This window comes from Maribellus sp. YY47 (genome assembly GCF_023111095.1).
In the GTDB taxonomy this organism is placed as follows: domain Bacteria; phylum Bacteroidota; class Bacteroidia; order Bacteroidales; family Prolixibacteraceae; genus Draconibacterium.
On sequence record NZ_JALGYW010000001.1, the window covers coordinates 31687 to 57353 of the forward strand.

The following is a 25667-nucleotide window of genomic DNA, read 5'->3' on the forward strand; positions in this document are numbered from 1 at the left end:
GTTCATCGGAATAAAAACTATCTGTACTATAAATGGGAGGAAGAGAAAAGAAATCGCGAAACAAGGGATCGGCAGGGAATAACCGAAAATCGGGAGAGGATTTTCTGATCAACAACCGTCAAAAGGCCGGTGTTGCAGAAACTGGCTCAGGGCTGCAATATTCTGTTGTAGAGGAAATAAGTGGCGCAAAACCAGGATTATACGATGTTGTTCTTATTCATCAGCGGGCACTTTTACTCGACGGCAAAATTCTGGAAGATACCTATCGGCAGAACCAGCCGGATAAGGCGAAAATTGAAGAACTGATCGAAGGTTTGCAGGAAGGACTGCAAATGATGGCGGTGGGAAGCCGTTATAAATTCTGGGTGCCGGCCGATTTGGCCTGGGGCCGAAAAGGCACGGGAAACAAAATTCCTCCCAACGCCGTACTAAGCTTTGATATTCGGTTGCTTGAAATCTGTTAAATCAAGGCAAGGTGATCGTCAGTTGTTCGCCCATAATCTTAAATAGGGCTTGATTGTTACACAAGTCGTCAGCTTCTGCCGAAGGATGAAAGTTTATTTCGCATTTCAAGTCGTTGTCGGGCAGCGTTACCGATAATATTCCTTCCATAATCCAGCGGCAGCAAACATTGGTATGTAAATTCTGTTTGGTACTCATTTCATAAAGATAGCCGTGCGAACTTACCCCTTTGTGTGTTCCCGAGATGAGGTACTCATCGTCGCAAAAATCTTCGGCATTTCCGCTTGTATAAAGGTGGGTATCACTGCCTGCGATCCATTCCCGCGTGGTTTGTTGTTCAAAATGAAATACTCGTCCATCGGGTGATGTGATTACGCCGTCTTCAATTTTGCAGGAATATTCGGGATGGTTGTTGCTATTCAGCCCTTTATTTTGAACGGTTTGTGTGCCTTCAATTTTATAGTTGTCCTGGTAAAAATCGTCAAAAGTAATTACCCAGCTTGCATTGTCGACACTGGCGAAGTTACCGGCAGAGATAACAATGCTACCTCTTCTCATTCGCCCGTCGATTCCTTCCAGGTTTTCTGATCCGTAATTGATCGTAATGGTTTTGGGCCAGGTAGTAAGGTCAAGTGGCTCTACACTTATCCTTGGATACTCAACGTTGGAACCACTGGCACTTTTGAGTAAATTTTCGCTTTCCTCGCTGTAGCGGAAAGCCTGTTGCTGTGTGCTCGAAAACAAAGCGTAAGCGGTAATAGATTCGGTTAAAAGGGTAGTGGCTTCCTCGTTACTAATGGTTTTCTTTTCAATGTCTTTGCACGACCATAGCAAACTGGTTGAAATCAGGATGGTCAATAAAATCAGTTTCTTCATAATGTTGGTTTTAGTTTTTTGATAGGGTAAGTCTTTGTAAATAAATGTATAGGATAGCTTGCTGGCATCGGGATTTGATCGTAGGCCATATGTGGAACGAATACTCATGTTCGTTTACAGTTGGTTGTTTCTAGGTTGATCCGTTTATCAGGAGCGTAATACTGTCCTTCTCCCAATTTGAACTACGGCGTTTAAATTAGCACTTTTTTGTGATAAGTACCAAAGATTGAAATGTACTTAATATCGGTATTAGGAAACAATACAGTTTGTAGCGCCTGTTTAGTGGGCAGGCGATACTGTTTTGGAGATGTATAGGCGTTCTTGTTTCTTAAAGAAAGTCGATGGGAAAGGCATAAAAAAAGCCGTTCAGTGTTGAACGGCTTTTGATTTTATGCGATCGCTTATTAATAGAATTTCGCTCTTTTATCAACAATCTCAACGGCATTTTTATGTGTTTGAAATGCCTGAGAAGCTGCACGGTAACTCAGTGTTTGTGCAAGTCTGTTTTGTTCTGCCTGGATATTGGCTGCAGGATTTTCTGTTTCAGAAGTCACCATTACCACAAATACCCCGTTATTTCCTGAAACAGGTGCAGAAATTTTATCTACCTCCAGGTTGGCTACCGTTCCAATTACAGCCGGTTCCATTCCAACTCCCGGGATAGAGAAAGAATTAAAGTTAATATTGGTTGCATTTTTTACTTCGGTATTCATTTCCGAAGCTACTGCGTTCAGGTCCGTTTTTCCGGCCAAAACAGTTTTCAGTTTTTCAACCAGGTATTCTGCTTTTTTCTCTTTGGTAACTGCCAGTTCAACACGTGCACGAACCTGTTCAAAAGGAGCAATTTCTTCTTCGGTAACGTTGGTAAGCACTGCAATAACAAAGTTATCGCCCAGTTCAAAGATGGGTGATCCCTGAGTTGTTTTCAGAATATCGTTGAGCTCAACTTCGTAAGCAGCTTTTACTAATTGTCTGGCGTTTTCCAAACCGGCAATCTGACGGTCGCTTTCACCCATGTTGGCCACACGTTTCGCCAGTTTTTGTTCTGCCACAGCAGCGTCAAAAGCTTCGCGGGTTGTGTTTTCTCCGGCAAACTGGCTGGCAACAGCATAAGTTTCCTGGTATGTTTTTGTACTTGGAACCACGTTGCGGGTCAGGTAAGCGATTTGTACCTGAGGAACCAGTTTCCCAAGCTGGGTAGTCTGGATAACGTGAATTCCATACTGGGTTGCTACAATGCTTACTTCACCTTTTTTATTGTTGAAAGCAGCTTCTTCAAATGGTTTTACCATCATGTTACGACGGAACCATCCCAAATCGCCGCCATTAACCGCTGAACCCTGATCGCTTGAGTTTTCACGGGCCAGTTTGGCAAAGTCTGCTCCTTTTTCAATCAGTGTTTTCAAACTGTCGGCCAGTGCCTGAACAGCCATAACCTCAGCTTGTGAATTCACCGGCAATAAAATATGACGGGCTTCAACCGAGTCGGGCATCATTTCTGATTTGTGCAGTTTGGCCAGCGTGAAGGCATCACCGTCGGCGTACGGTCCGAATACATCGTTCACCTGTGCCTGTTCGTCATAAACCCAAGCGGCAATGTTTTCAGGAAGATCTTCTTTTTTGTTCCATACATTCTGGAAAGCAACATCAGAGTTGGCATTTACAAACTGTACATTGTCTTCCGCTTTTTCGAAATCACTTTTAATGTCGTTAATCCATTTTTCGGCATCAGCATAGTCTGAAGCCGAAGGTTTCACCGGGTAAGTGATGTACTCGATTCTTCTGCTGGTTGCTTCTTTGTAATCGTCCTGGTGAGCAGCGTAGTATTCTTTTAAATCCTGTTCGGTTACGGTAACCTGATCGTCAGCAACAGTGCTTTGAGCCACCGAAATATAATCGAAGTTAACGGTTTTGCCACTTGCAGCTGCACTTGCTTCGGCTTCTTGTTTGGTAACGTACAAACCTTTACCAACCATGTTGGCATATTTTGACTGTGCACGTTCTTCAACAATCTGGTTTTCCAGGTTTAACCAGTATGCTCTGTTTTCCTGCGTAACAGCGCCTGTTTCCATACTTTTCAGGAAACGAACCACTGCTGCACGGTCAAACTGACCGGTTTCAGGATTACGGAAAATTTGTTGTACGATGGGGTGAATGTTCGCTCCCTGTAACATGTCGAACAGTTCGTCAGAGCTTACGTCAATACCCAGTTTATCGTAAACGTCTCCCATTACGATTTCACTTATTTGTTGTTGCCAGGCCTGGTCTCTAACCTGTGCCCAGGTATTCTCGTCTAACTGATTGGTACCGTAGTTTTGTTTGAATATTTCACCTAACTCTTCTACTTTCTTCTGAAAGTCAGGATACTGAATGGATTCTCCGTCAATAACACCTATCTCCATACGGTTTCTTTGGAACACTGATGAACCACCCTGAATAAGGTCGCCAAGGACAAATGCTGCCAATGAAAAACCGATTACAATTGCCACTAACAATCCTGCTTTCGTTCTTATTTTTTGTAACGTTGCCATTGATTAACAGTTATTTTAATGCAAAATTTTGTTTGATTTTTTTCGAGCTACGAAGATAACAATTTTAAGTATTTAACACAGTTATTTAATTTTTTTTTAACCCTGAAAGGGCTCGGGCTTTAAAAGGCAGACAATGAATGAATTATGATAAGAGAAGTGCCCGGTTTTAATTGTCTGCAATAGTGAGTTTTACCAGTTCTATTTTTGTGTTGGTAGCTTTTAATATTTTAAACCGGAATTTCCCGATTTTAATCACCGAGTTTATTTTCGGAATACTTTCATGGTAGTACAATATCAATCCGGCCAGCGTTTCGAACTCTTCGGTCTCGGGCAAATCAAAAAAGTACTTTTCATTGAGCAGGTCTATTTCTGCACGTCCGGAAAAGATAAACTCTGTGTCGCTTATTTTTTTCTCAATAATGTCGCTGGTATCGTGTTCGTCTTCGATTTCACCAAATATTTCTTCCAGAATGTCTTCACTGGTCACCATTCCCGAAGTCCCGCCAAATTCATCTACTACAATAGCGATACTGCGGTGTTCCTGGATAAAGGTGCTCAGTAGCTTGTTGGCAGGCATGGTTTCCGGAACAATCGCCACTTTTTTTATGAAGGGCTCAATCGACTTGGGATTCTGAAAAAGAACAGACGAATGAACATATCCGATAATATTGTCGGTGTTTTCCTTATAGAAAAGTATGCGGGAGTATCCCGTTTCCACAAATTTCTGACGCAACTCACTGATGGTAGCGCCCAGTTCGAGCATTTCAATCTCGGGGCGTGGAACCATAATTTCACGCAGTTTGACCTTGGAAAAATCAAGTGCATTTTTAAACAGCTTAATCTCGGTCTCTACCGCTTTTTCTGCTATTTCCTTACGGCCGGAGTCGTTCTCGCTCACAAATTCATCTAAATCAATTCGGCTAAAAACCGGATTTTTTTTGCCTTTGGCGATATCGGTTTTTAGTACCCTTTTTAGCAAAATGTTGGTGATTCCCATTGAGAAACTGGTAATCGGGTAAAAGAGAATGTAAAAAAGTGCCAGCGGAATCGAAAAGAAAGTCAATAATGAATTGGGGAATAACCGAAACAAGGTTTTGGGCAGGAACTCCGAAAAAACGAGTATGATCATTGTGGAGAAGATCGTTTGCATCAGTAATACCATGGAAGCCGATTGGAAGTAGGATTCAAATAAGGGCTGAAGCAGGGCAGCAAAAGCAATACCGTAAATTACCAGTGCAATGTTGTTGCCAACCAGCATGGTGGCAATGTATTTTCCTCCGTTTGAAGTGACAAATTTTAGTATCCGGGAACTAAAAGGTTCCGATTTTTTGTCGAGTTCGAGGCGCAACTTATTGGCCGATACAAAAGCGATCTCCATTCCGGAGAAAAATGCTGAAAGCAGCATAGTCACCAGTATGATCAGCAAATAGTTATTCATAGTTGGCCCTTTACTTAAATTGAAGTATCCTGTTCGAATCCTGTTGTGGAATTTCAACCGCAGGCGGACTTGTTGTATTATTTAAGCTCTGGTTCGACGGGGAACCAGTATTATTCGCCGAAACATACATGGTTCCGGTTACTTTCCAGATTTTTGAGTCCTTCATATCCAAATCCGAAGTTAACCCAATTCCATTAATAATCTTGTCCTTACTAATAATTTGTACAAACTCTTCGGTTTCAATCTTTTGTTTTTTCTCGTCCAGGATAAGATGTTCGGTTTTTAAGGTATCTCCTTTTTCGTTGGTAACGATTACGTTGTTTTTTGCTTCCCAACGTTCTTCTTTTAAAAACTGTTTGGCGTAGTTGGCTGTAATACTTGAAGTTATTTTTTTATTGGCATCGTATTTTATCAGTTCGATGCCTTCCGGAAATTCGGTGTAAATTTTTCCTTCGTTTTCAAAACGAAGCAATTTAGAAGCTTTTAAAAAATACCTGACTTGCCCGGAGTCGGTAGTGAGGGTCTCAAAATTGGTGGCTTCCATGATCGGAAGATTATCGGTCGACTCAATGGGTTTAATCTTTGAGATCTCGTTATCCTCACAGGCATAGAAAAGTATTGCAGTCCCCACCAGGAGAACTGCAATACAATATCTTTTTAGAAGCAGATAAAAATTAGAATCTGACTTTTGTTGTTTCATTTATCCAACCTCCAACTTTAAAGCTTGAACCTGCCTGAAGACCTTCCATGAAAGCTTCTTCTTTGTCGGGGAAATACTTTCTGTATTCCGAAATTTTTTGTGCAGCGTCAATGGAGCAATCTTCGCTACGACGTGCTTTTTCGAAGTAATCGCAAGCTACCCAGAATATTGCGGCTTTTTCGATGTTCTTGCCATCGAAAGAACGGCTTGCTGCTACATAAATGTTCCCAATCAGCATGTTAGCATCGCAGTTGTTGGGTTGAATGTCCAGCACTTTGCGAGCGTAGCTACGTGCTTCTGAATATGAGCTTTCAGAATACAATACAAGTCCGTACTGCAGGTAATACGAAGCCAATAATTCCTGGTCGGTTTCCTGCTCCATAGCCATTTTGTAGTATTCTTTTGCTTTGGCCACATCACCTTTTTTAATCAGACGGCGTGCCATGTTGAAAGCAGCTTCAGCCGACGGATCAAGTTCGTACAGTCTTTCGGTAGCCTGTGCAAACAGGTCTGACTCGGTACAGTTGGCTTTACCCAAACGACGTAACATGGTTTTGATGTAGTCGATATCGTCTTTGTTGGCAGCAAATTCTGAAGAGTAAATTTTCTCCAAAACATCGCAATCGGCTGCTCCCGATTTTCCAAAAATATCGTCCGTAAAAGGCAATACTGTTTCCTTCACCGTTTTTACATTATCCGCATTTTCGTTTGCTGCAATTATTTCGTTTGAAACTTTTACGGTATTTTCATAGTTTTTAACTACTTGCTCCTGTGGTAATTCTCCTAATTTAAAAAGAGCTACCGTAGTCTGCATGTACAGGATTAAAACCGGAGCTTCAGTTTTGTTTCCTTGCAAGCTGATAGACTTATTTAGCCATTCATACCCTGATTTGTAGATTTGTACCAACGCATCGCCTTCCGGAGCTTCTGCTCCTTCGGTATTCAGTTTATATTTTAGCCAAGCCGTTCCCTTACGTCCCAGAACATATCCTTCTTCTCCATAATACTTGATCCTTTTGTCGTACAATTTCATATACTCGTTGATCAGCTTATCTTTTTCCTCTTTTGTGGCAGCCTTTTCAATAAAGTCTTCATACATTTTGGCTCCCTGAATGTAGATGTTTTCTGATGATTTAGGGAATTGATTGTAAAGTACCTGCCAGTGAGGTTTAGCCGACTTGTAGTCTTTTTGCTTGTAGAATTCTGAATACAAAGAATATTCTGTTCTGAATGTTTCATTTCCGGCTTTAATCAAATCTTCAGCCGTGCCTAAATTGACTTCACCTCCGGTATTATCTTCTTCTGCATTGCCCGAAGGTATTTCACCTGTGAAAGCAAAATCAAAAACATCTCCTGTTTTGCCTTCTATATCCAGTGTTTTTTTCTCGTCGATAAAAGTGAATTTGATCCATTTGGTTTTGGCATCAGCCTCTACTTCGTATTTTCCGTCGAAACTGGTCATCATTGTTCCCCCTTTTTGGGCTTCAACGGTAATTCCGGCAGCTGGTTTTCCATCCATGTAAACGGTACCCTTCAATACTCTTTGTGCTTGCGCAACGGTGATGCCGGTAAGCACCGTCACTACGAAGAAGAGTGTTATGCGTAATAAAGCTTTCATAATAGTTTTTTATTTTTTCAGTTTAATTTTAATCAATTTTACGCGACATAAACCATAAATCATGCAAGTTGGCACTCAGGTTAACTTTTGCGTAATTTTCGCGCACTAAATTATAGTCTGTTGTTCCTCTCTTGCCAAACTCAGCCGAAATGTTAATGGTTGAGTTCGAACGATATATTGGTAAGCCTAAACCAAAACTTATGCCAAAGTCATTAATTTGATGCCCGTTGATTGAATGGTAGGTTTGTTCGTATTTAAAACCAGCCCTGTAGGCAACCCTTTTCCAGGCACTTCGGATGGAAAATTTATCGGGTATCCATTCTGCACCAACCGCAAATTTATTTAAATCTGAAAGAAATTCACTTTTCTCTCCCATGATTGTTGCATCTGCCCAGCCCTGGTGGTAATAATCAAAATTGAGTTCGTAAACGTTCTTTTTGGAATACGAAAGACCAAAACCAAGCGTTGTGGGGAATACAATCTTTCCTTTTTGTTCTTCTTTAATGGCGAGAGTATCCTGATCGCCAACACCACCATAATAGATGTTTTTTTGCACGATGTCGGACTCGAATGCGGTATAAGTCGGTTTGCTTTCAAATACTCCGGCCAAAACCAATTGTTTGTTGTCTTTCATTGGAAGAATAACCTGGGCGCCGAATTCGAGACCAAAGTCGGTAACTCGAAGCTGGGAATAGCGTTGCAACAGGTATAAATCGGCGTATTCAAAAGTAAGTTCCGAATTACGGCTGATTTTACCAAAACGGTAGTTCAGGTTCATTCCCAGCGATACGTTTTTCAGCGGCTGGATAGCCAGTCCGAGGTAAGCATCCGAAATGGTTCCGGTACCATAATATATGGTACGGGCTGCGCCGGTGTTTTCGATATCTTCGTTCACCTCAATCTGGTAACCTACGTTCGAATATGGAGTGAGACCAATGCTGGTTGCCATCCATTTATTAATTCGGAAACTCATTGAGAAGTAGTTGAAATTGATGTCGCTGGTTTTCATTTCACTGATTTCGCTGCTGTAGCGCGAGAAATCTCCTTTCAAACCAAATTCGAACAAGAAATTCAACGAGTCGGTCGCGGTATAAGAGGCCGGGTTGGCGTTGTTTACCTGAAGTGCATACCTGCTTCCAAGTGTTGCGCCTCCCATTGCTGCTGTTCTGCCAAAGCTGTATGATTGCAGGTCGCCCAAGCCATACCTCGAATAAGGTGACGAGGTGTTGTTGTTAAACTGTGCAAATAACATTGCCGGAATCATTAGTATTCCGGCGATCAATATAAGTACTCTGCTATTTCTCCCCATTATATTTTAAAATGCGGTTTAAACCCAAGGCGGTTAAATTAAAGTGTACAAAGAAAGAATTTTTTAATTTGTTATCAAAAAATTCGGCATCGCCTCCGGTGATTAAAACCTTTAAATTTTTATAAAATTCATTAAACATTGTAATTGTTGTATCTACTTCATAGACAGTTCCGTTCTGAACACCAGCCCTGATGGCTTCGATTGTGCTGGTGCCAAACAGCTTATTCATCTCCGCTTTTCCGGTTAGGGGTAATTTGCCTGTGAACTGATGGAGGGCCTTAAATCGCATTTCAATTCCGGGCGAGATGTTTCCTCCGAGGTATTTTCCTTCTTCCGTTAACAGATCGTAGGTAATGGCTGTCCCCGCGTCAATAACAAGTACATTGTTGTTTGGGTAGAGGTCGAATGCGCCGACTACTGCAGCAATCCTGTCTTTTCCCAGTGTATTTTTTGTGTGGTAATGGTTCTCAATCGGAAGGGGCGTGTTTTCGTCCAGTTCAATGAAGGTTTCAAACCGGGATTGCAAAATCTGTTTAAGCTCAGAAGAATATTCCTTTACACTCGATAAGATTACCTGGGTTAAGGAAGGATATTCAAGCTGAAGCTCGTCGACATGAGAAGGTAAAAACTCCTCAACCGGGACAGTCAGCAATATTTCTCCATGGTCGAATACAGCAAACTTGGTACGGGTATTTCCGATATCGATTACCAGGTTCATTTAGTCGATTATGCGTTGACTAATATCCAGCGCCTTTACAGAATGCGTGAGTGCACCAATTGAAATATAATCTACTCCGGTGTGCGCCACTTTCTGGATGCGTTTTATGGTCATATTACCCGAGGCTTCAATTTTTGCCCGGCGGTCGATGATTTTAACACATTCTTTCATCTGCTCTGTACTCATATTGTCGAGCATGATAATGTCAACGTCGGCAGCCAATGCTTCTTTTACCTGTTCTATGGTGGTGGTTTCAACCTCTATTTTTATGCTTTTCGGAATTCGTTTCCGAATGGCATTTACAGCATTCGTAATTCCACCGGCCACCTGGATGTGGTTGTCTTTTATCATTACCATGTCGTACAAGCCAAAGCGGTGATTGGAAGCGCCTCCCATCCGAACGGCATATTTGTCGAGGTAACGGTAACCCGGAAGTGTTTTGCGGGTATCGAGGATCTCTACTTTTGTGCCTTCGATTTCTTTCATGCAAAGGTGAGCGTAGCTTGCAATTCCCGACAGTCGCTGCAGGAAATTAAGTGCTTTGCGTTCGCCGGTAAGCAGTGCGCGATAGTTTCCTTTGAATTCAGCAATGATATCGCCCGGAACAACTTCGCTTCCGTCGGGTTTCATTACTTGCCACTGAAGGTCTTTGTCAAATTTTCTGAATACCATCTCCGCTACGGGAAGTCCGGCTACCACGCCAGCTTCTTTTGCCACAAAACGGGCTGTTTTTGTTTCTTCCGGATCAATTAAATTGTTGGTGGTAATATCTCCGTCGCCTATGTCTTCTGCGTAAGCCAGGTTAAAAAGTACCTCGGCTGAGCGCAATGTTTTTTCGTCCATCATAACCTCTACTCTCTAACAGGTTCAAAATGAAATTCGTTATTTTTTTCTTGTATGCTGTGTACTTTAAAATCCGGATTTTCGCTCTGGAAATCTTCCCTGATGTGCCCACCGCGGCTTTCTTCCCTGATTAGCGCGGCTTTTGCAACTAGCCTGCATATGGCAGCTTCGTTTCGGATTTTAAGTAAGTTGTATTCGTTCGTGTGACCTTCAAATTGTTCGGCAATTTCGCTTAAGCGCTGAACCGCATTTTCCAGACCTGTTTTGTTTCGGACAATTCCCAGGTGATCCGACATAATTTCGGCGATCTGGTTGCGGTAATCCAGGAAGACGGCTTCGTTGGCTTCGTCGATGTAAACCGGGGTGGGTAAATCAATGTCGCCCGGAGTAGTTTCTATTTTTGCCGCTTTTTCACTGGCTCTTTTCCCAAAAACCAGGCATTCGAGCAGCGAGTTACTGGCCAGCCTGTTGGCTCCCATCACTCCGGTTGAAGCTAATTCCCCACATACAAACAAACCCGGGATATTGGTTTCGGCATCGAGGTTGCTACGTACGCCCCCCACCATGTAATGTGCCGCGGGAGCAATCGGAAGAAAGTCTTCGGTGATGTCGTAACCAAACTCTTTGAGGTGCTGGTTAATGTTGTGAAAACGCTTTCTGATTTTTTCCTTGTCGAGGTGTTTCAACGACAGGTATATAAATTTTTCTTTCGATTTCTGTATCTGCCTGAAAATACTGTAAGCGACCACATCGCGCGGCGCCAGTTCGGCCAGCGGATGAATGTCTTTCATAAACCGTTCTCCTTTGTTGTTAAGGAGCCAGGCCCCTTCGCCACGCACTGCTTCACTGATCAGGTAAGCTTCCTGGTTGGGAATGTAAAGTGCGGATGGATGAAACTGGATAAATTCGATGTCCGAGATTTGTGCACCGGCTTCGTAAGCCAGGGCAATCCCATCGCCGGTTGCTGTATGTGGATTGGTGGAACGTGCAAAAATTCGCGACATTCCTCCGGTAGCCATAATTACAGCCTTTGTTTTGAAAACAATATTTTCGCCGGTTTTGAAATCGTAGGCGTGTACGCCCTGTATGCGGTTTTCCTGAATGAGCAGCTTGATGGCTGTTACATATTCAAACGATTCGATGTTCTTTTTTGACTGAACAAGGCCCAGTTTGAAGCAGGTAAGTGCTTTGCCGGTAGCATCGCCGCCGGCATGCAGTATCCGGCGTTTCGAATGGCCCCCTTCAAGTCCCAGAACAAAATCTTTTCCTTCGCGGTCGAAGGGCATTCCCAGCTCGATGAGTTCCAGCACACGGTCACGACCTTCGTTCACCAGAATTTCAACGGCATCGCGGTCGCAAAGTCCACGTCCGGTAACCAAAGTGTCGTGCAAATGTTTATCCGGTGAATCGTCTTTCGAAATAGCAGCAGCAATACCTCCCTGGGCATAATAAGAGTTGCTGGTGTCGAGCTGCGATTTGGTAACAATGGCAACTTTCCCAAATTCAGATGAGTGGTAGGCTGCCGAAAGACCCGCCAATCCACTTCCTATTACAACCGTATCAAATTCAAGTACATGCATCTATGTTTTCCGCTTTCCTTAAACGAGCGTGCAAATTTAGCATTTCTTTTAAGCATAGGTGTGATTTTTAATAGGAAACTTCTAAATGCGCGGGAAAGGTAACGCACCAGTGGTGTAATCCCCGGATTGAAGCAAATACTTTATGCCTGGAAGATGCTTGTACTGCCAGGTATCGTATGTGTTTGCCTGTATTTTTACTGGTAGTAAACCATGATGTTCCCGGCTATTTGCTGAAGCGAAATCTCGGCCACCTTGGTAAGATACTGGATGGAAATCAGGCGTTCTTCTGCATCAAGAAGGCTTTTCTGTACCTCGCGCAATTCGAGCCCCGAGAGGTCACCCAGTTTGTAACGTTCCAGGGCAATTTCAAGGTTTTCCTTTGCCACGTCAAGGTTTTGTTTCTCGAGTTGCAAGAGCTTCAGGTTGTTTTCATACGAATAATAAATGGTAAGGAGGTCGGCTTTTACTTCCTGTTCTACCTGTTGATATTGGTATTGCTGTGTTTCAATGTTTAAGCGGGCATTTGTTTTTTCCAGTTTTCTTGTGAATCCGTCAAAAATATCGATCCCGAGTGTCAATCCGTAGTTCAGCCCTTTCACCGTTTGATTTTTAACGGAACCGGCTCCGTAACTGTTGTGTGAAAAATTGTACCCGGTAGAAGCATTTAAATAAGGATAAGCCCGTGAGGCGATGATCTTGTAATCGAGTTCCGAAATTACCTGGTCTTTGGCAGCTATCAGCAGGCTGGTATTGTTGCCAAGGGTTTGATCGAGCAGCGCCGGGTATTGCAGGTTGTCGTTTATCTGAATCGCACTGTCTTTTACAACAAGCTCATCTTCCAGCCTTTCGACCGACATTAGTTTTTTGAGCCTCACCTGCGACGCTATAATTGCCTCGTTCTGGTTGGCCAGCCTTGAACTGTCGGCATTCAGGTAAACCATCGATTGTAATAATTCGAGTTTCGAGGAAGACCCCAGCAGGTAACGTGCTTCATCAATTCTAACCCGCTCGCGGGAAAGTTCCACGGCATAAACGAGGTTTTTGTTCAGGTTCAGCTGTTGTACGTACAAATAGTATTCGGATATGATTTTGGCAATCAGGTTTTCCATATCCATTTGGGTGTTGAGCCCGCCCATTTGCTTTTGCTGATTCAGCTTTTCGTACGTCGTTTGTACATTGAAACCCCTGAAAAGTGTTACATCAAGGTTTACACTGGCTGAACCGGTCATGTTATGAACGCCCTTGTTCTCATTGTCATCGCCTGAAGCAAGCGACTGATTTGTGTTGTTGAGCGTGCCCCCGAAACGATTGGTTGAAGTTACATAAGGCAGGAAACCGGCATTTCCTTTTGTATAATTATTCTCGGCCAGTTGTTCCTGGTTGCGCGCTATTTTGATGGAAAAATTACGTTCCAGCCCGGTTACAATGCACCGGTTCAGGTCGTAAACTTCCTGCGCGCCGGTAAAAAACGGGGCGGCAAGAAGCGCTATGATTAGCAGTGTATTACTTATTTTCGGAAGATTCGATTTTTTGTATTTGAACCGATTCATCATGAATGTTTTTTGTTTCACTTGAAATAAAAAGATAGATTCCCGGAACCACATAAAGGGTAAGGAAAGTGGAAATGGTTAACCCGCCCACAACGGCAATACCCATGGCAACACGGCTTTGCGCACCTTCGCCAAGACCGATGGCCAGCGGGAGGATGCCGAGAACGGTCGATAAGCTGGTCATCAGAATGGGGCGGAACCGGGCTGCCGATGCATAACGAATAGCGTCGAGCTTGTTCATGCCGGCCAGTTTCCGCTGGTTGGCAAATTCCACAATCAGAATTCCGTTCTTCGAGACCAGACCGATCAGCATGATGATCCCGATCTGGCTGAATATATTCATTGTAATATTAAAATACCACATAAAAATCATGGCGCCGGTAAGTGCCAGCGGGACGGTCATCATCACGATAACCGGATCTTTGAAGCTTTCGAACTGGGCTGAAAGAACCAGGAAAATCAGGACAATGGCCAGAAGAAAAGCAAACATCAAGCTGGAAGAACTTTCAGTAAAGTCTTTGGAGTCGCCGGCAAGGGCAGTCCTGAACGAATCGTCGAGCACATCGGCTGCAATCATATCCATTTCAGCCAGGCCTTCGCTGATGGTTTTCCCCCGTGCCAGGCCTGCAGAAACCGTTGCCGATACAAAGCGGTTGTAGCGGTACAATTGCGGAGGAGCAGTCTCTTCCTTCAGGCTGACAAAATTATCGAGCTGGATCATTTGCCCGGTGTTGTTGCGCACGTACAACGATTTTAGATCGAGCGGTTTATTCCGGTCCTGGCGGGCAATTTCACCCAAAATCTGGTATTGCTTTCCGTTCATAATAAAATAGCCAAAACGCTGGCCGCTCAATGCCAGCTGAAGTGTTTGCCCGATGTTTTGAGTTGAAACCCCCAGCAGGTTGGCTTTGTCGCGGTCAATTTCAATCTGTAGCTCAGGTTTGGTGAACTTCAGGTCAACATCCGCCATTTCGAAGGTAGGGTTATCGTGAACCCTGGCCATGAATTGAGGCAGAATTTTCCGCAGCTGTTCAATGTTGGGCGCCTGTAGAACATATTGAATGGGTAGTCCAGCGCGTCGTCCTCCAAAAGTTGATTGCTGAATGACACTGGCTCTTGCTTTGGTCATTTTTCGCAGAGCGGCCGATAACTGGCTGGCAATTTCTTGTTGTGTTCTTTGTCTTTCGGAGGGCGGAACCAGAACCACGCGCACAAATGCGCGGCTTCCCCTGACCATGGAAGTAACCTTGTCGCGCTCCGGAACAGTGCGTTCCACAAGCGCGGTCACTTCTTCGGTATAAGCCTGGTTGAACTCATAGGTCGAACCTTCGGGTGTTGTGATGTTGATATTCAGTTGAGAACGGTCTTCCAGTGGCGCCATTTCAGCCGGAATAATTTTCCACAATGTAAAAATCAATCCCAGCGCTACCACAAGCACAAGTGGCGAAAGATACCTGCGTTCCAGGAAAGTATCCAGCGAGCTTTTATAGGCGCTGTTCATCTTCACAAAGAATTTTTCGGTCCACATGTAGGCCTTGCTTCTTTTTTGCCTTGTTTTCAGTATTTTGGTTGAAAGCATGGGTGTAAAAGTCAGGGCGACAAAGGAAGAGATGCCCACGGCTCCGGCAATAACAATACTGAATTCGCGGAACAGTCTGCCGGTCATTCCTTCCAGGAATACGATGGGGAAGAACACGGCGATGAGCGTAATGGTGGTGGCAATGATCGCGAAAAAAATCTCGTTGGCCCCCGCTATCCCTGCATCAAACGGTTTCAGCCCCTGTTCAATCTTCACATAAATATTTTCCATCATAATGATGGCATCGTCAACTACAAGCCCGATGGACAATACAATGGCCAGCAGGGTGAGCACATTTATGGTGAATCCGGCCATGTACATAATAAAAAACACACCCACCAGCGAAACCGGTATAACAAGAATCGGAAGGAAGGTTGTGCGCCAGTCGCGTAAAAAGGCAAAGATGATTACTACTACCAGGAAAAAGGCAAGGTAGATTGTGCTTTTCACTTCAGAAATGGACGTGCGGATGTATTGAGTATTGTCAAAACCGATTTCAATACCCACATCATCGGGCAGGTCTTTTTTGATGTATTCAAGGCGTTGGTAAACTTCGTCTGCAATATCGATATGGTTGGCGCCGGGTTGCGGAACAACAACGGTACCAACCATGGGAATGCCGTTCATTTTCATGATTCCCTTGAGGTCTTCGGGGCCCAATTCTGCCCGGCCAATGTCGCGAATCCGGATCGAAAGGTCTCCGGTTTGTTTGAGTATCAGGTTATTGAATTCCTCGGGAGTCTTCATTAATCCCAGGGTGCGGATGGTCAACTCGGTGGTGTTTCCTTCCACACTGCCGGCAGGCAATTCAATATTCTCGCGAAGAATGGCATTGCGAACATCCAGGGGCGTCATCTGGTATCCCGCAAGCTTGGCGGGATCGAGCCAAATGCGCATGGCATATCTTTTTTCTCCCCAAATGGCAATCGAACTGACTCCCGAAATGGTTTGCAACTGTTCCTTAAAAGTTAGTTCGGCAATTTCAGACAGTTCAAGCAGCGAGCGTTTCGGACTCTGAACGGCAATAAACATAATGGGGCTGGCATCGGCATCTGCTTTTGAAACAGTTGGAGGGTCGCAGTCGCGGGGCAGGAAACGCTGGGCTTGCGAAACTTTGTCGCGAACGTCGTTGGCCGCAGTTTCCAGGTCGACGGTCAATTCAAATTCAACCGAAATCTGGCTGCGTCCCTGGCTGCTCTGGCTGGTCAGGGTGCGGATACCCGGAATACCGTTAATGGACTGCTCTAGCGGTTCGGTGATCTGTGTTTCGATAACATCGGAGTTGGCTCCCGGATACGAGGTGCTTACCGAGATCAGCGGAGGATCGACACTCGGGAATTCGCGAACCCCAAGATAGGTCATCCCGATGGCCCCGAACAGGAGAATGACCAGCGAAAAGACTGTGGCCAGTACCGGGCGTTTTATACTTACGGAGGATAAACTCATGATTCAGGAATTACTGGTTAGTAAGCAAAGTGTCCAACTGCACCGGCAGGTTTTCGCGCAACTGCAAAATGGCGGTTGTAAGCAGCGTATCTCCAAATTCGAGCCCTTCCCTGATCTGTATCTGCGATTCGGTGCGCAAGCCAATTACCACATTTCGCTGTTCGGCTTTCCCGTTTTTCAGCACAAACACTTTTTCTCCCGACATTTCAGCAATCACAGCTTCTGTGGGAATGGCAATGGCATTTTCGATTTTCGACAAAAGTGCAGCTACTTTAACTGAGCGGCCAGGCTTTAGTTCTTCCCTTGTGTTGGGATACCGTGCCCTCACTGTGATGGTTCGGGTTTCGATGTTCACCTTTGGATCTACGGCATAGACATTTGCATTGTATTTTTCAGGACTGTCAGAGAATTGGAAAGTGATCGGAAATCCCGGTGCAATCTCACCCGAATACCGTTCGTTTACAGAGAATTCAATTTTGAGCGGGCTTATTTTTACCAAACGGATGATTTTGGTTTGGGTGCCGGCATAGGCTCCTTCGCTGATAAAACGCAAACCCACAACTCCGTCGAACGGAGCACGCAGCTCGGTTTCTGCAATCCTTGCCTCAATCAGCATAATGTCAGCTTCCACTGATTGCAGTTCGGTGGAAATCTGGTCGTAGCTTTCGCGGCTGATGGCATCGCGGTCGAGCAGTTGCCGTTGCCTGAACTCCTTTTCCTTTAAAAGTTTTTGCTGAGCCTGCAACTTTAATAACTGGGCCTGAAGCGGGCGGTCGTTTATTTTTGCCAGCAGATCGCCCTTTTTCACCCGCGTGCCTTCTTCGAAAAAGATACCCACCACTTTTCCCGAGGTTTCAAACGATAACTCTACTTCTTCGTCGGGCAGCAACGAACCTGTACTGATGATAAGCTCGCTCATTTCCTGCGGAACGATGACATATCCGCTGGCAAAGGTTTTCTGCATACCGCCACGCATGCCTGCAAATCCCTGTGCAGAGCCATTCCCGTTTTGTTTGCCCAATAATGGTTTAAGTTTCGGGTATAGAATTATCCCGGCCAGAAACAGCAAAATGATGACTGAAAGGATCAGTCGGAAAATTTTTTTTGTACCCACGTCGATAAATTTAGTCAGTTTATGTCTGTAAATAAGCCCTGAGGAGCCGATAAGGACTTTGACTTTGAGTAAACGAAAAGGTTAATTCTGAATTGGATTTTTTTTCATTTTTATCAAAGCCAATTAGCTGTGACCCCAAGGTTTTTTATGAGATATAAAGTTTTACGGTTATCCGGTAAAGATAAAAACTTGCGGTATACCATCAAGCGATGGAAGTGCATTATGTTAGAAAGATGCGTTTAAGGGATTTTATAAGCATGTTTTAGTTGGAATGAAACAGCCTGACCTACACATCATCTCATCCGCAGAATCTCTTCCCAAACCGATTTCTCAACCGGAATCCCATGTTTTAAATTCTCGGTTCGGGCGGCAATCACTCGTTCGCCCGGATAGCGAATGTCGTGGTTTTCGTCGATCGGGAGCGAGGCTTTAAAATCATCAATTATCCCGGAAATGGTTTGATCGATCGCAGGGTAATTGTGCAGTTTCTTTAAGTCGATACAAATAAAAACCTGAGAAACCCCGTATTCTGCTTCCTTTCCGCTAACATCTTTGGTCGCGAGCCCTGCCGATAAAACGGTGGCCAGTATGTCCAGCAATAACGACAATCCGGCTCCTTTCCAGTAGCCAATGGGCAAGCCACGTTTGGTTTCCAGAATTTCATCAGGCGATTGTGTCAATTCATGCTTTGTATTGAATCCTCCGGGAAAGGGTAACATGTTCCCTTCGATTTTTGCGGCTTCGATTTTTCCGTACGAGAATTGTGTCATGGCAAAGTCGAGCACAATGGCTTCATCGCCAAAAGGCATGGCTATAACGAGCGGATTATTTCCCAGCCGGCTGTCTTGGGCTCCCCATGCCGGCATGTTGCCTTCGGTGTTGGTCCAGCCAATAAACACATAACCTTTTCGGGCAGCTTGCCAGCCGTAGGTTCCACCCCGCATCCAGTGGTTGGTGTTGGCAATGGCTACGCAGCCCATGCCATTTTCTGAGGCCAGTTCCATTGCCCGTTTAGTGCAGAATTCAGCATTTAAAGGGCCGGGTCCCAGGTTGCCGTTCCATTGTTCAATGGCTCCCAGTCCACTAACTTTTTCAGGTTCAGCATCGGGTGTTACAAATCCTTTTTGGATATAATCAACAAAACGCGGGAAACGATAAACGCCATGCGAATAAATTCCTTCCAAACTATTGGTCGCAAAAATACGGGCACATTTTTCAGCTTTTTCTAGCGTGAAATTGTGCTTTAGCAGAATTCGAGTGAATTCTTTTTGCATTTCATCATAAGAAACTCTTACTCTTTCCATTTAAGCCGGGTTCCAGGTTCGTTTTTTATTTTTTTCTTCTTTGGCTCGAAAGGCTGCTTCCAGGTCAATACCTTTGCGGTTGGCAATGGCACATATATAAATGAATATGTCGGCCAACTCGTCGCCAATTTCAGTAAAGTTTGAATGGCTGTCAATTAACAGCCCTTCTGTTTTTCTGACAGCTTTGAATAACTCGCCTATTTCTTCTCCAAGCAGCAAACATTTATCGATGGTTGTTTGTGAGTGGAATCCTCGCTCCATTTCAAGCTCTGAAACATATTGCTGAAAGTTGGCCAGCGTGGGTTTATTCGGTAATTGTGGCATAAAATTTTAGTTTCTGTTTTAATGTAGTTTCAATGTGCGGTGGTTTATTCGATGCCTTTTTGCGATTCTATTTCAAGCTCTTTCACGCAGGCAACCGGAGATAGTTCTAATAACCAGCGAATGGTCTTAAAAAGATCTTCCGGCTGGATCATTTCTTCGGCTTTTAAAGGAGTTCCGGCATCGAAAGCCATTTGCGTGTTTACCCAGCCCGGACAAAGTGCGGTCACTTTAATACCCAGAGGCGTTAATTCGCGATACAGCGATTCGCTAAGTCCCAGCATCCCAAATTTTGATGCACTGTAGCCACCGCTTCCGGCAAAGCCCACTTTCCCCGAGCGCGAAACGATGTTAAAAATGTAGCCGGTTCGTTGTTGCTGCATCAGCGGTACTATCTCTTTTGTAAGATTGAATTGCGCGGTAAGGTTGGTGGTCAGCATCGTTTGGAACTCGGTTTCCGAAAGCTCCAGTGTGCCGTCGAAATAAACCCCGGCATTGTTGACCAGTACATCCACCCGACCCAGCTTTTCGACGATGGCTTTTACCGTTTCCCGCATTTGGGATGTATGGGTAATATCAAGCTCAAAAATCACCGGAGCCAGACCTCCGTTGTTCACAATCTCTGCAGAAACCTGTTCCATGTTTTTCAGGTTACGGCCTATCAGCACGGTTTGGTAATTCATGTCGGCAAGCCCGTATGCAATGGCTTCACCAATTCCCCTTCCCGCACCCGTAATTACGGCAATCCGGTTTTCAATAATCATAGCTTGTTTTTCCCGAAAGATACAATCAGAAGTTTTGAAATAAAAATATGGGAGGTTCGATAATTATTTCACTTCCAGCATAAAGCCGCTTCCGTGAATGTTGCGGATTTCGATGTTCGGATCATCTTTCAAATATTTGCGCAGTTTGGTGATAAAAACATCCATGCTGCGGGCGGTAAAGTAGCCGTCGTCGCCCCATATTTTGCGGAGGGCAGTTTCGCGGCTGAGCAACTCGTTTTTATTCTGGCAAAGCAGTTTTAACAGATCAGCCTCTTTGGGCGACAGTTTTTGTTTTTCTTCGTCACGGACAATGGTGCGCAAACGAGCATCAAATTCATACGAACCTACAGTGAAAACAGTATTGTCGGTCTGTGTTTCCACCGACTGTCGTTTAATGATTGCCTGAATTTTGCACAGCAACACTTCGGTGTCAAACGGTTTGGTAATGTAGTCGTCGGCACCGGCGTTGTAGCCTTTCAGAATGTCTTCTTTTAGTGTTTTGGCGGTCAGGAAAACCAGCGGAATATCTTTGTTCAGTTTCCTGATCTCGGTGGCAATGGTAAAACCGTCAATGTTCGGGAGCATCACATCCAGAATGCAGATCTGGTATTCGCCGCTGCGAAATCTTTCTACGGCATGCTTTCCGTCGTCAATCCAGGTTACTTCGTAGTCGTTGATTTCGAGATACGATTTTAACACCGCCCCAAAACTGAGGTCGTCTTCCACCAGAAATATGTGTTGTTTTGTTGTCATTGTAATGTCAGTTCACCACTTTAAGCTAAAGCCGGAGACGAAGTTCAAAAAACAAATTTCACGCAAAGAGCGCAAAATAAGAAGTTCATAGTGAGCGCTCTGCGACCTTTGCGCTTCTTTTGTGTCTTTGCGAGAACCGTATTTTATATGCTTTATGAACATCTTCAATTTTTTGTAGTCAGCTCCGGAATTTATTTGTCGTTTCAATTTTTGCCGGCTCTATTTCTCCTCCTGTAGGAGGAGCACCCTGATCCGTCAGCTGACGGGCAGGGGGAGAAGGTTTTATTCCCTCACAAAAGGTAAAAATACATCAAATTTGCTTCCTTTTCCGGGTTCACTTTGAACACTGATGTTGCCTCGGTTGGCTTCCAGTACGGCCTTTACATAACTCAGTCCCAGGCCAAAACCTTTTACATTGTGAATGTTGCCGCTGGTTTGCCGGTAAAAGCGCTCAAATATTTTCGACTGAACCACTTTGCTCATTCCAATGCCCTTGTCTTCCACCGATATCAGAACTCCATTTTGAAGGTTGCGTGTCCGCACTTTAATTTCCGGGGTATCCGGCGAATATTTGTTGGCATTGTCGATAAGGTTATAGACCACGTTGGTACAGTGATTCCGGTCGGTGGTAATCATCGGATTCATTGCCTGCAGATCGAGATCAATCCTGCCACTTCTTTTTTCCACCTGCAGAATAATTCCCTGCACGGCATCTTTTATCAGGTCGTGCACATCAATGGCCTCCCAGTTAAATTCAAAGTCTTTCCGGTCGAGCCGGGCAATGGTCAGAATATCTTCCACCTGCCGGTTCATGCGTGTATTTTCCTTTTTGATCATTCCGGCAAAATACCGTATACGTTCCGGATCGCCCAGTACTTTATCGTTGGTAATGGAATCGGTGGCTACCGAAATAGTAGCAATCGGTGTTTTAAACTCGTGTGTCATGTTGTTGATGAAGTCCGATTTCATTTCCGAAATCTTCTTTTGCCGCAGGATGTAAAAAATACTCAAGGCAAAAGTGACAAGGATAAACATCGAAAACAGGAACGAAGCCACCAGCAGCCAGTTGAGCGAGCGGTAGATAAAACCATCTTTCCCCGGGAAAAATAGGGCCAGTTTCAGGTTCTTCTGAAAAATATCGTTGGGGTACAGCTCCACCTGAAAGTTGGTATTTACCACCGCTGCAGAATCACTCACCTCCATCGGAAATTCAGTGATGCTGTCGCGGATGATGCCAAATTCAAAATCAAGCGGAATATCGCTTTCTTCCAGCTCTTTTTTTAGGGTTTCAGAAATCAGTTCTTCATCCACCTTACGCACATCCCAGGCCGAAACTTCGGTTACCATGCGGTTAGCCAGTTTTTTCAGGTTGCCGGCTTTCAGATGGATTCGTTTGGAAAGATCGGGCCGCAGTATTTTAAAGGTATCCAATTCGGTCAGCAGCGAATCGATTTTTATGGTACTGATGGTATACAGCGAATCCATATCTGTAATAATGGTGTCTTCACGGACAAATACCGTGGCATTTGAATGGGTGTTGTTGGCGGCTACAACCACATGGTTATTGGCCGATGCAGTGGTGCTGACATTGTAGGTAAAAGTCTGTTTGGCCCGGGTGGAATCGTTGTTCATTTTGATCTCGATCACCGCATTTTTTTTGTTTGGGCCTACCTGCCGGATAATTTTAACGGGTTTGCCGGTGGGCTGTGGAGGGGCCAGTGGCGCTGTGCGCCAGACGAACTCGGTATCTGCATCAAAATCAAAGTTGGTTCCGGAAAATGGCGCCCAAAGTGCCGAATCATCCGAAAAGATCATTTCGTTGACCACGCTCAGGTTGTGAATGTCTTCCAGGCGGTTTACCGTGCGAATCAGCGCTTCGTTTACACTGCGTTCGAACATTTCATTTTTTACGCGGATTGCCTGGTTCATCCACACCAGCTGCACGGCAATAATTCCCAAAATGGAAATGCCCATCAATACAATTAAACCGGTAAATAATTTCTTGTTCATGCCTCAAATATAGTGATTTGATGAGGCCGAAAACCGATTTTAACTTTTCCTTAACAGGTTTTAACCAGGCTTTAACTGATTGGCAGGCAGTGTTCCATCTATCTTTGTTTTCAGAAAATCAATTAAAAAAATAACACGATGAAAAGCATTTTAGCAAGCACCGGAATTCTGGCCCTCGCCGCTTTATTAACCTCTGCGATTTCGATCGGCGAAATGCCGCAGGATCCTCCTCGCGGGAAAAAACACATTCAACTGATGACGATCGACGATCAGGGGAATAAAACAGAAGTAGACACCGTGCTGATGACCGGTCAGGTATTTGTTTGGAACGGCGACACCATAAGCGATGGCAAGGAAATGAAGTGGATTTCGAAGGAGGGGAATTTCACGTTCGACTCTGATATGGATTTTGATTTCGACTTTGATGCCGACTCTCTTCATCAGGTATTTGTTAACCAGTTCGGCAAGAACATGCCCATGGCGCCTAAAATGATCATGATGCGGGATCATCAAAAAGGAAATGTGATCGATTTAAGCGATCCCGGGATTATTTCTTTCGAAAAGAAAGAATTAAAAGACGGAAAGGAAAAGATCACCATTATCCGTGAAAAACCATCGGAAGAAGAAATGGAAATCAACGAAGAAATTATGATTCCGGGAGCGCCTGCAGCTCCGATGATGTTTCATGGCGGAGTACCGCACAAATTCAAAACCATAAAGGTAATTGCGGATGAAGACGGCAAACGGATACATGTGGATGAAATGAACGACGACGTGAAAGTGATCGAAAAAGACGGAAAGAAAATCGTGATCCGAAAAATGAAAGAAGGCGGCGACGTTAAAGTTAATGTGGAAGTGGAAGAACAGAAAGAAGAGAAATAATTAAACAGCTATTCAGTAAAAAAATGGCCGGTTGTCCTTATTTGGGACACCGGCCTTTTTTTGTCTGGTTGGGTGGATGCAACTGTGCAAAGAAGTCTGGATGGAAGGCAAAAACCGTTTTTTCGCCGTAACTTTTACCTGCTGAAAACAGACAAAAACGGGAAATACTAACGCATTAAAATGATGTAGCGATGAAAACCATTTTGCTGTATATTTTAGTTGTGATCTTTTTGGATGTTTCTGCACAGAAAAACATTGTGATCGATCCCGGTCTTGCCAACAATTCGGAAGCATTAAAAGTAAAAATAGGCGCTCAAACGTTTGGCAAGATCGCCAAATACAAGTTTGGTGAATACGCTGTAACCGAGAGCAAAAACGGCTGGACCACCACCAGGGGAAACTCAAATTTCTGGGGCACCAAAGAAGAAAGCACTACCCGAAGTAAGTTCTCGTTTGTACTCACCAACGGGAAATCGGGCACCGCACAGGTAAATGCCGCCACCGATGCCAGTATTAAGCTCAAAAAAGGACTGGAGCTTTTCTCGGGCTTTTATGTGGGCGACGACGAGCTGCAACTGGCCGAACAGAATTTCTCAGCTTCTATTTTTCTAAACGGCGATACTGCGAATCTCTGGCTTTTGTTTATGAAAAAATCGGTGGGCACTGAATCCGACGAGCCTGGCGGTGCAGTGTTAACCAACGGCAAACGAAAGATTTTCATTGTTTCGGCTACTTCTATAACAAACGAAACGAGCCGCCAACTGTTTCCGGCACGCGGCTACCAGTTTCGTGAAGAGGAGCAAACCCTTTCTGCGGTTCAATACCTGGGAGCGGGGGCTTTGGGAATGAATAAATGTATTGTTTGGTTGCACAACAGCCTCGATGAGGAAACAAAGCTGCTACTGGCCGCAGCCATGACGGTGCTTCTTCAAAAGGAAATGACAGTGATTACCGATGAATAAGCTTTTTTTAAGCTGATGGCGGAAGTCGGAATTACACCCCAAAACTATTGTTAAAGGTCGCCGGTTGGCACGGGAATAATAAGGCGATCCGTCTCGTTTCGGTTCTGTTTTGGGGCGTTTTTTCCCACAGAGAGAAAGGTTATTGGTTAACAAAATATATACTTCACTGGGAAACAGAGACTAAGGATTTTTGGCCTGTTAGTTGCATTACTCTTACCGTCCATGATAGAAAAGAGATAAAAAATAGGGGGAAAGCGACTTCTGTATTTATGATTGGTTTTGTGTTTAGGGGTTTGTAAATTATCAATCATCTTCAAAAAGCGTCCATAGCTTTCCCTCTTTTCCTTTTTTTCGGATTATACCATCTTAATTTTTTTATTCAACAGGAAGTCTCCTCGCGGGATTGTAATGGCTTTTGCTTTCATTTGAAATAAAGCGGTAGGCTGTTGTATTTTCTCATGCTGTGTTTGCCGCCTTTTATTATGGGCTAAAGCCCGTTCGCAGGGAAACTTACTAAACCCAGGCTTAAGCCTGGGGGTAATGCACCCAGACCGCCTCCGGGCTTTAGCCCGGTCATCCTTCATCACTCTCTCTTTGCTCCCTGCCCTTTGCGGATCAATTGAACTTCCTGTGGGGATACAAATTTCAAGCATATATTTTGGCTAGTCTATACAGGAAAAAACGAATATCGCGAACTCCCCTGAACTGATTTCTGAAAGCTTTGTAATAATCATTATTTTCTGACCCCGGTTCTTGATTATAAATGGCTTCTGTCGAAACTTAGACCATAAAAAAAGCTCCGAATTTCTTCGAAGCTTTTTGGGTGGAAGACCGGACTTGAACCGGCGACCTTCGGAACCACAATCCGACGTTCTAACCAACTGAACTACATCCACCGTTTTGATTG

Annotated in this window: 20 protein-coding genes and 1 tRNA gene; 3 read left to right on the plus strand and 18 right to left on the minus strand. The window is 44.4% G+C overall.

The window, feature by feature from the left end:
* Positions 1 to 32: 32 nt before the first annotated feature.
* A complete protein-coding gene (locus MR764_RS00165; protein ID WP_247977357.1) occupies positions 33 to 464 on the plus strand; it encodes an FKBP-type peptidyl-prolyl cis-trans isomerase in 432 nt (143 codons plus the stop codon).
* A 1-nt stretch (position 465) separates the two neighbouring features.
* Here MR764_RS00165 and MR764_RS00170 read toward each other — a convergent pair whose 3' ends face one another.
* From MR764_RS00170 to MR764_RS00250, 17 genes are all read right to left on the minus strand, one after another.
* Positions 466 to 1338, minus strand: a complete 873-nt coding sequence (locus MR764_RS00170; RefSeq protein ID WP_247977358.1) for a hypothetical protein — start codon at positions 1336 to 1338, stop codon at positions 466 to 468.
* A 404-nt stretch (positions 1339 to 1742) separates the two neighbouring features.
* Positions 1743 to 3869 (minus strand): peptidylprolyl isomerase, encoded by a 2127-nt coding sequence (locus tag MR764_RS00175; RefSeq protein WP_247977359.1) that lies wholly within the window; start codon positions 3867 to 3869, stop codon positions 1743 to 1745.
* Between the two features lie 166 nt (positions 3870 to 4035).
* Positions 4036 to 5307: a hemolysin family protein gene (locus tag MR764_RS00180; RefSeq protein WP_247977360.1), complete on the minus strand. Its 1272-nt coding sequence runs from the start codon at positions 5305 to 5307 to the stop codon at positions 4036 to 4038.
* A 10-nt stretch (positions 5308 to 5317) separates the two neighbouring features.
* On the minus strand, positions 5318 to 6007 hold the full coding sequence (gene lptC / locus MR764_RS00185) for an LPS export ABC transporter periplasmic protein LptC (RefSeq protein WP_247977361.1): 690 nt from the start codon (positions 6005 to 6007) through the stop codon (positions 5318 to 5320).
* Positions 5982 to 7625: a tetratricopeptide repeat protein gene (locus tag MR764_RS00190; RefSeq protein WP_247977362.1), complete on the minus strand. Its 1644-nt coding sequence runs from the start codon at positions 7623 to 7625 to the stop codon at positions 5982 to 5984. Before MR764_RS00190 ends, lptC begins: the two co-directional genes overlap by 26 nt.
* Positions 7626 to 7653: 28 nt before the next feature.
* Positions 7654 to 8934: a hypothetical protein gene (locus tag MR764_RS00195; RefSeq protein WP_247977363.1), complete on the minus strand. Its 1281-nt coding sequence runs from the start codon at positions 8932 to 8934 to the stop codon at positions 7654 to 7656.
* Complete coding sequence (locus MR764_RS00200) at positions 8921 to 9652, minus strand: type III pantothenate kinase (RefSeq protein ID WP_247977364.1); 732 nt, start codon at positions 9650 to 9652, stop codon at positions 8921 to 8923. Before MR764_RS00200 ends, MR764_RS00195 begins: the two co-directional genes overlap by 14 nt.
* Positions 9653 to 10498, minus strand: a complete 846-nt coding sequence (gene nadC, locus MR764_RS00205) for a carboxylating nicotinate-nucleotide diphosphorylase (protein ID WP_247977365.1) — start codon at positions 10496 to 10498, stop codon at positions 9653 to 9655.
* Between the two features lie 5 nt (positions 10499 to 10503).
* Positions 10504 to 12075 carry an L-aspartate oxidase gene (gene nadB, locus MR764_RS00210; protein WP_247977366.1) on the minus strand — a complete coding sequence of 524 codons (1572 nt, stop codon included), beginning with the start codon at positions 12073 to 12075 and terminating at the stop codon, positions 10504 to 10506.
* Positions 12076 to 12269: 194 nt separating this feature from the next.
* Entirely contained in the window at positions 12270 to 13628 is a 1359-nt protein-coding gene (locus tag MR764_RS00215; protein WP_247977367.1) for a TolC family protein, read from the minus strand.
* Positions 13579 to 16650 carry an efflux RND transporter permease subunit gene (locus MR764_RS00220; RefSeq protein WP_247977368.1) on the minus strand — a complete coding sequence of 1024 codons (3072 nt, stop codon included), beginning with the start codon at positions 16648 to 16650 and terminating at the stop codon, positions 13579 to 13581. The genes MR764_RS00215 and MR764_RS00220 overlap by 50 nt, the downstream gene beginning before the upstream one ends.
* 10 nt (positions 16651 to 16660) lie before the next feature.
* A complete protein-coding gene (locus MR764_RS00225; RefSeq protein WP_247977369.1) occupies positions 16661 to 17764 on the minus strand; it encodes an efflux RND transporter periplasmic adaptor subunit in 1104 nt (367 codons plus the stop codon).
* A gap of 293 nt (positions 17765 to 18057) precedes the next feature.
* Positions 18058 to 19068, minus strand: a complete 1011-nt coding sequence (yiaK, locus tag MR764_RS00230) for a 3-dehydro-L-gulonate 2-dehydrogenase (protein ID WP_247977370.1) — start codon at positions 19066 to 19068, stop codon at positions 18058 to 18060.
* Positions 19069 to 19392 carry a MazG nucleotide pyrophosphohydrolase domain-containing protein gene (locus MR764_RS00235; protein ID WP_247977371.1) on the minus strand — a complete coding sequence of 108 codons (324 nt, stop codon included), beginning with the start codon at positions 19390 to 19392 and terminating at the stop codon, positions 19069 to 19071. It abuts the gene before it with no gap.
* Between the two features lie 44 nt (positions 19393 to 19436).
* A complete protein-coding gene (locus tag MR764_RS00240; protein WP_247977372.1) occupies positions 19437 to 20153 on the minus strand; it encodes an SDR family oxidoreductase in 717 nt (238 codons plus the stop codon).
* Between the two features lie 63 nt (positions 20154 to 20216).
* Positions 20217 to 20906, minus strand: a complete 690-nt coding sequence (locus MR764_RS00245) for a response regulator transcription factor (protein WP_247977373.1) — start codon at positions 20904 to 20906, stop codon at positions 20217 to 20219.
* Positions 20907 to 21188: 282 nt separating this feature from the next.
* Complete coding sequence (locus tag MR764_RS00250) at positions 21189 to 22916, minus strand: HAMP domain-containing sensor histidine kinase (protein WP_247977374.1); 1728 nt, start codon at positions 22914 to 22916, stop codon at positions 21189 to 21191.
* A gap of 138 nt (positions 22917 to 23054) precedes the next feature.
* Between MR764_RS00250 and MR764_RS00255 the strand changes: the two genes are divergently transcribed.
* Positions 23055 to 23798 (plus strand): hypothetical protein, encoded by a 744-nt coding sequence (locus tag MR764_RS00255; RefSeq protein ID WP_247977375.1) that lies wholly within the window; start codon positions 23055 to 23057, stop codon positions 23796 to 23798.
* 191 nt (positions 23799 to 23989) lie between these two features.
* Entirely contained in the window at positions 23990 to 24760 is a 771-nt protein-coding gene (locus MR764_RS00260) for a hypothetical protein (protein ID WP_247977376.1), read from the plus strand.
* A gap of 821 nt (positions 24761 to 25581) precedes the next feature.
* On the opposite strand, the gene MR764_RS00265 is transcribed toward MR764_RS00260, so the two are convergent.
* Positions 25582 to 25657 (minus strand) — tRNA-His (locus tag MR764_RS00265).
* Positions 25658 to 25667 lie beyond the last annotated feature (10 nt).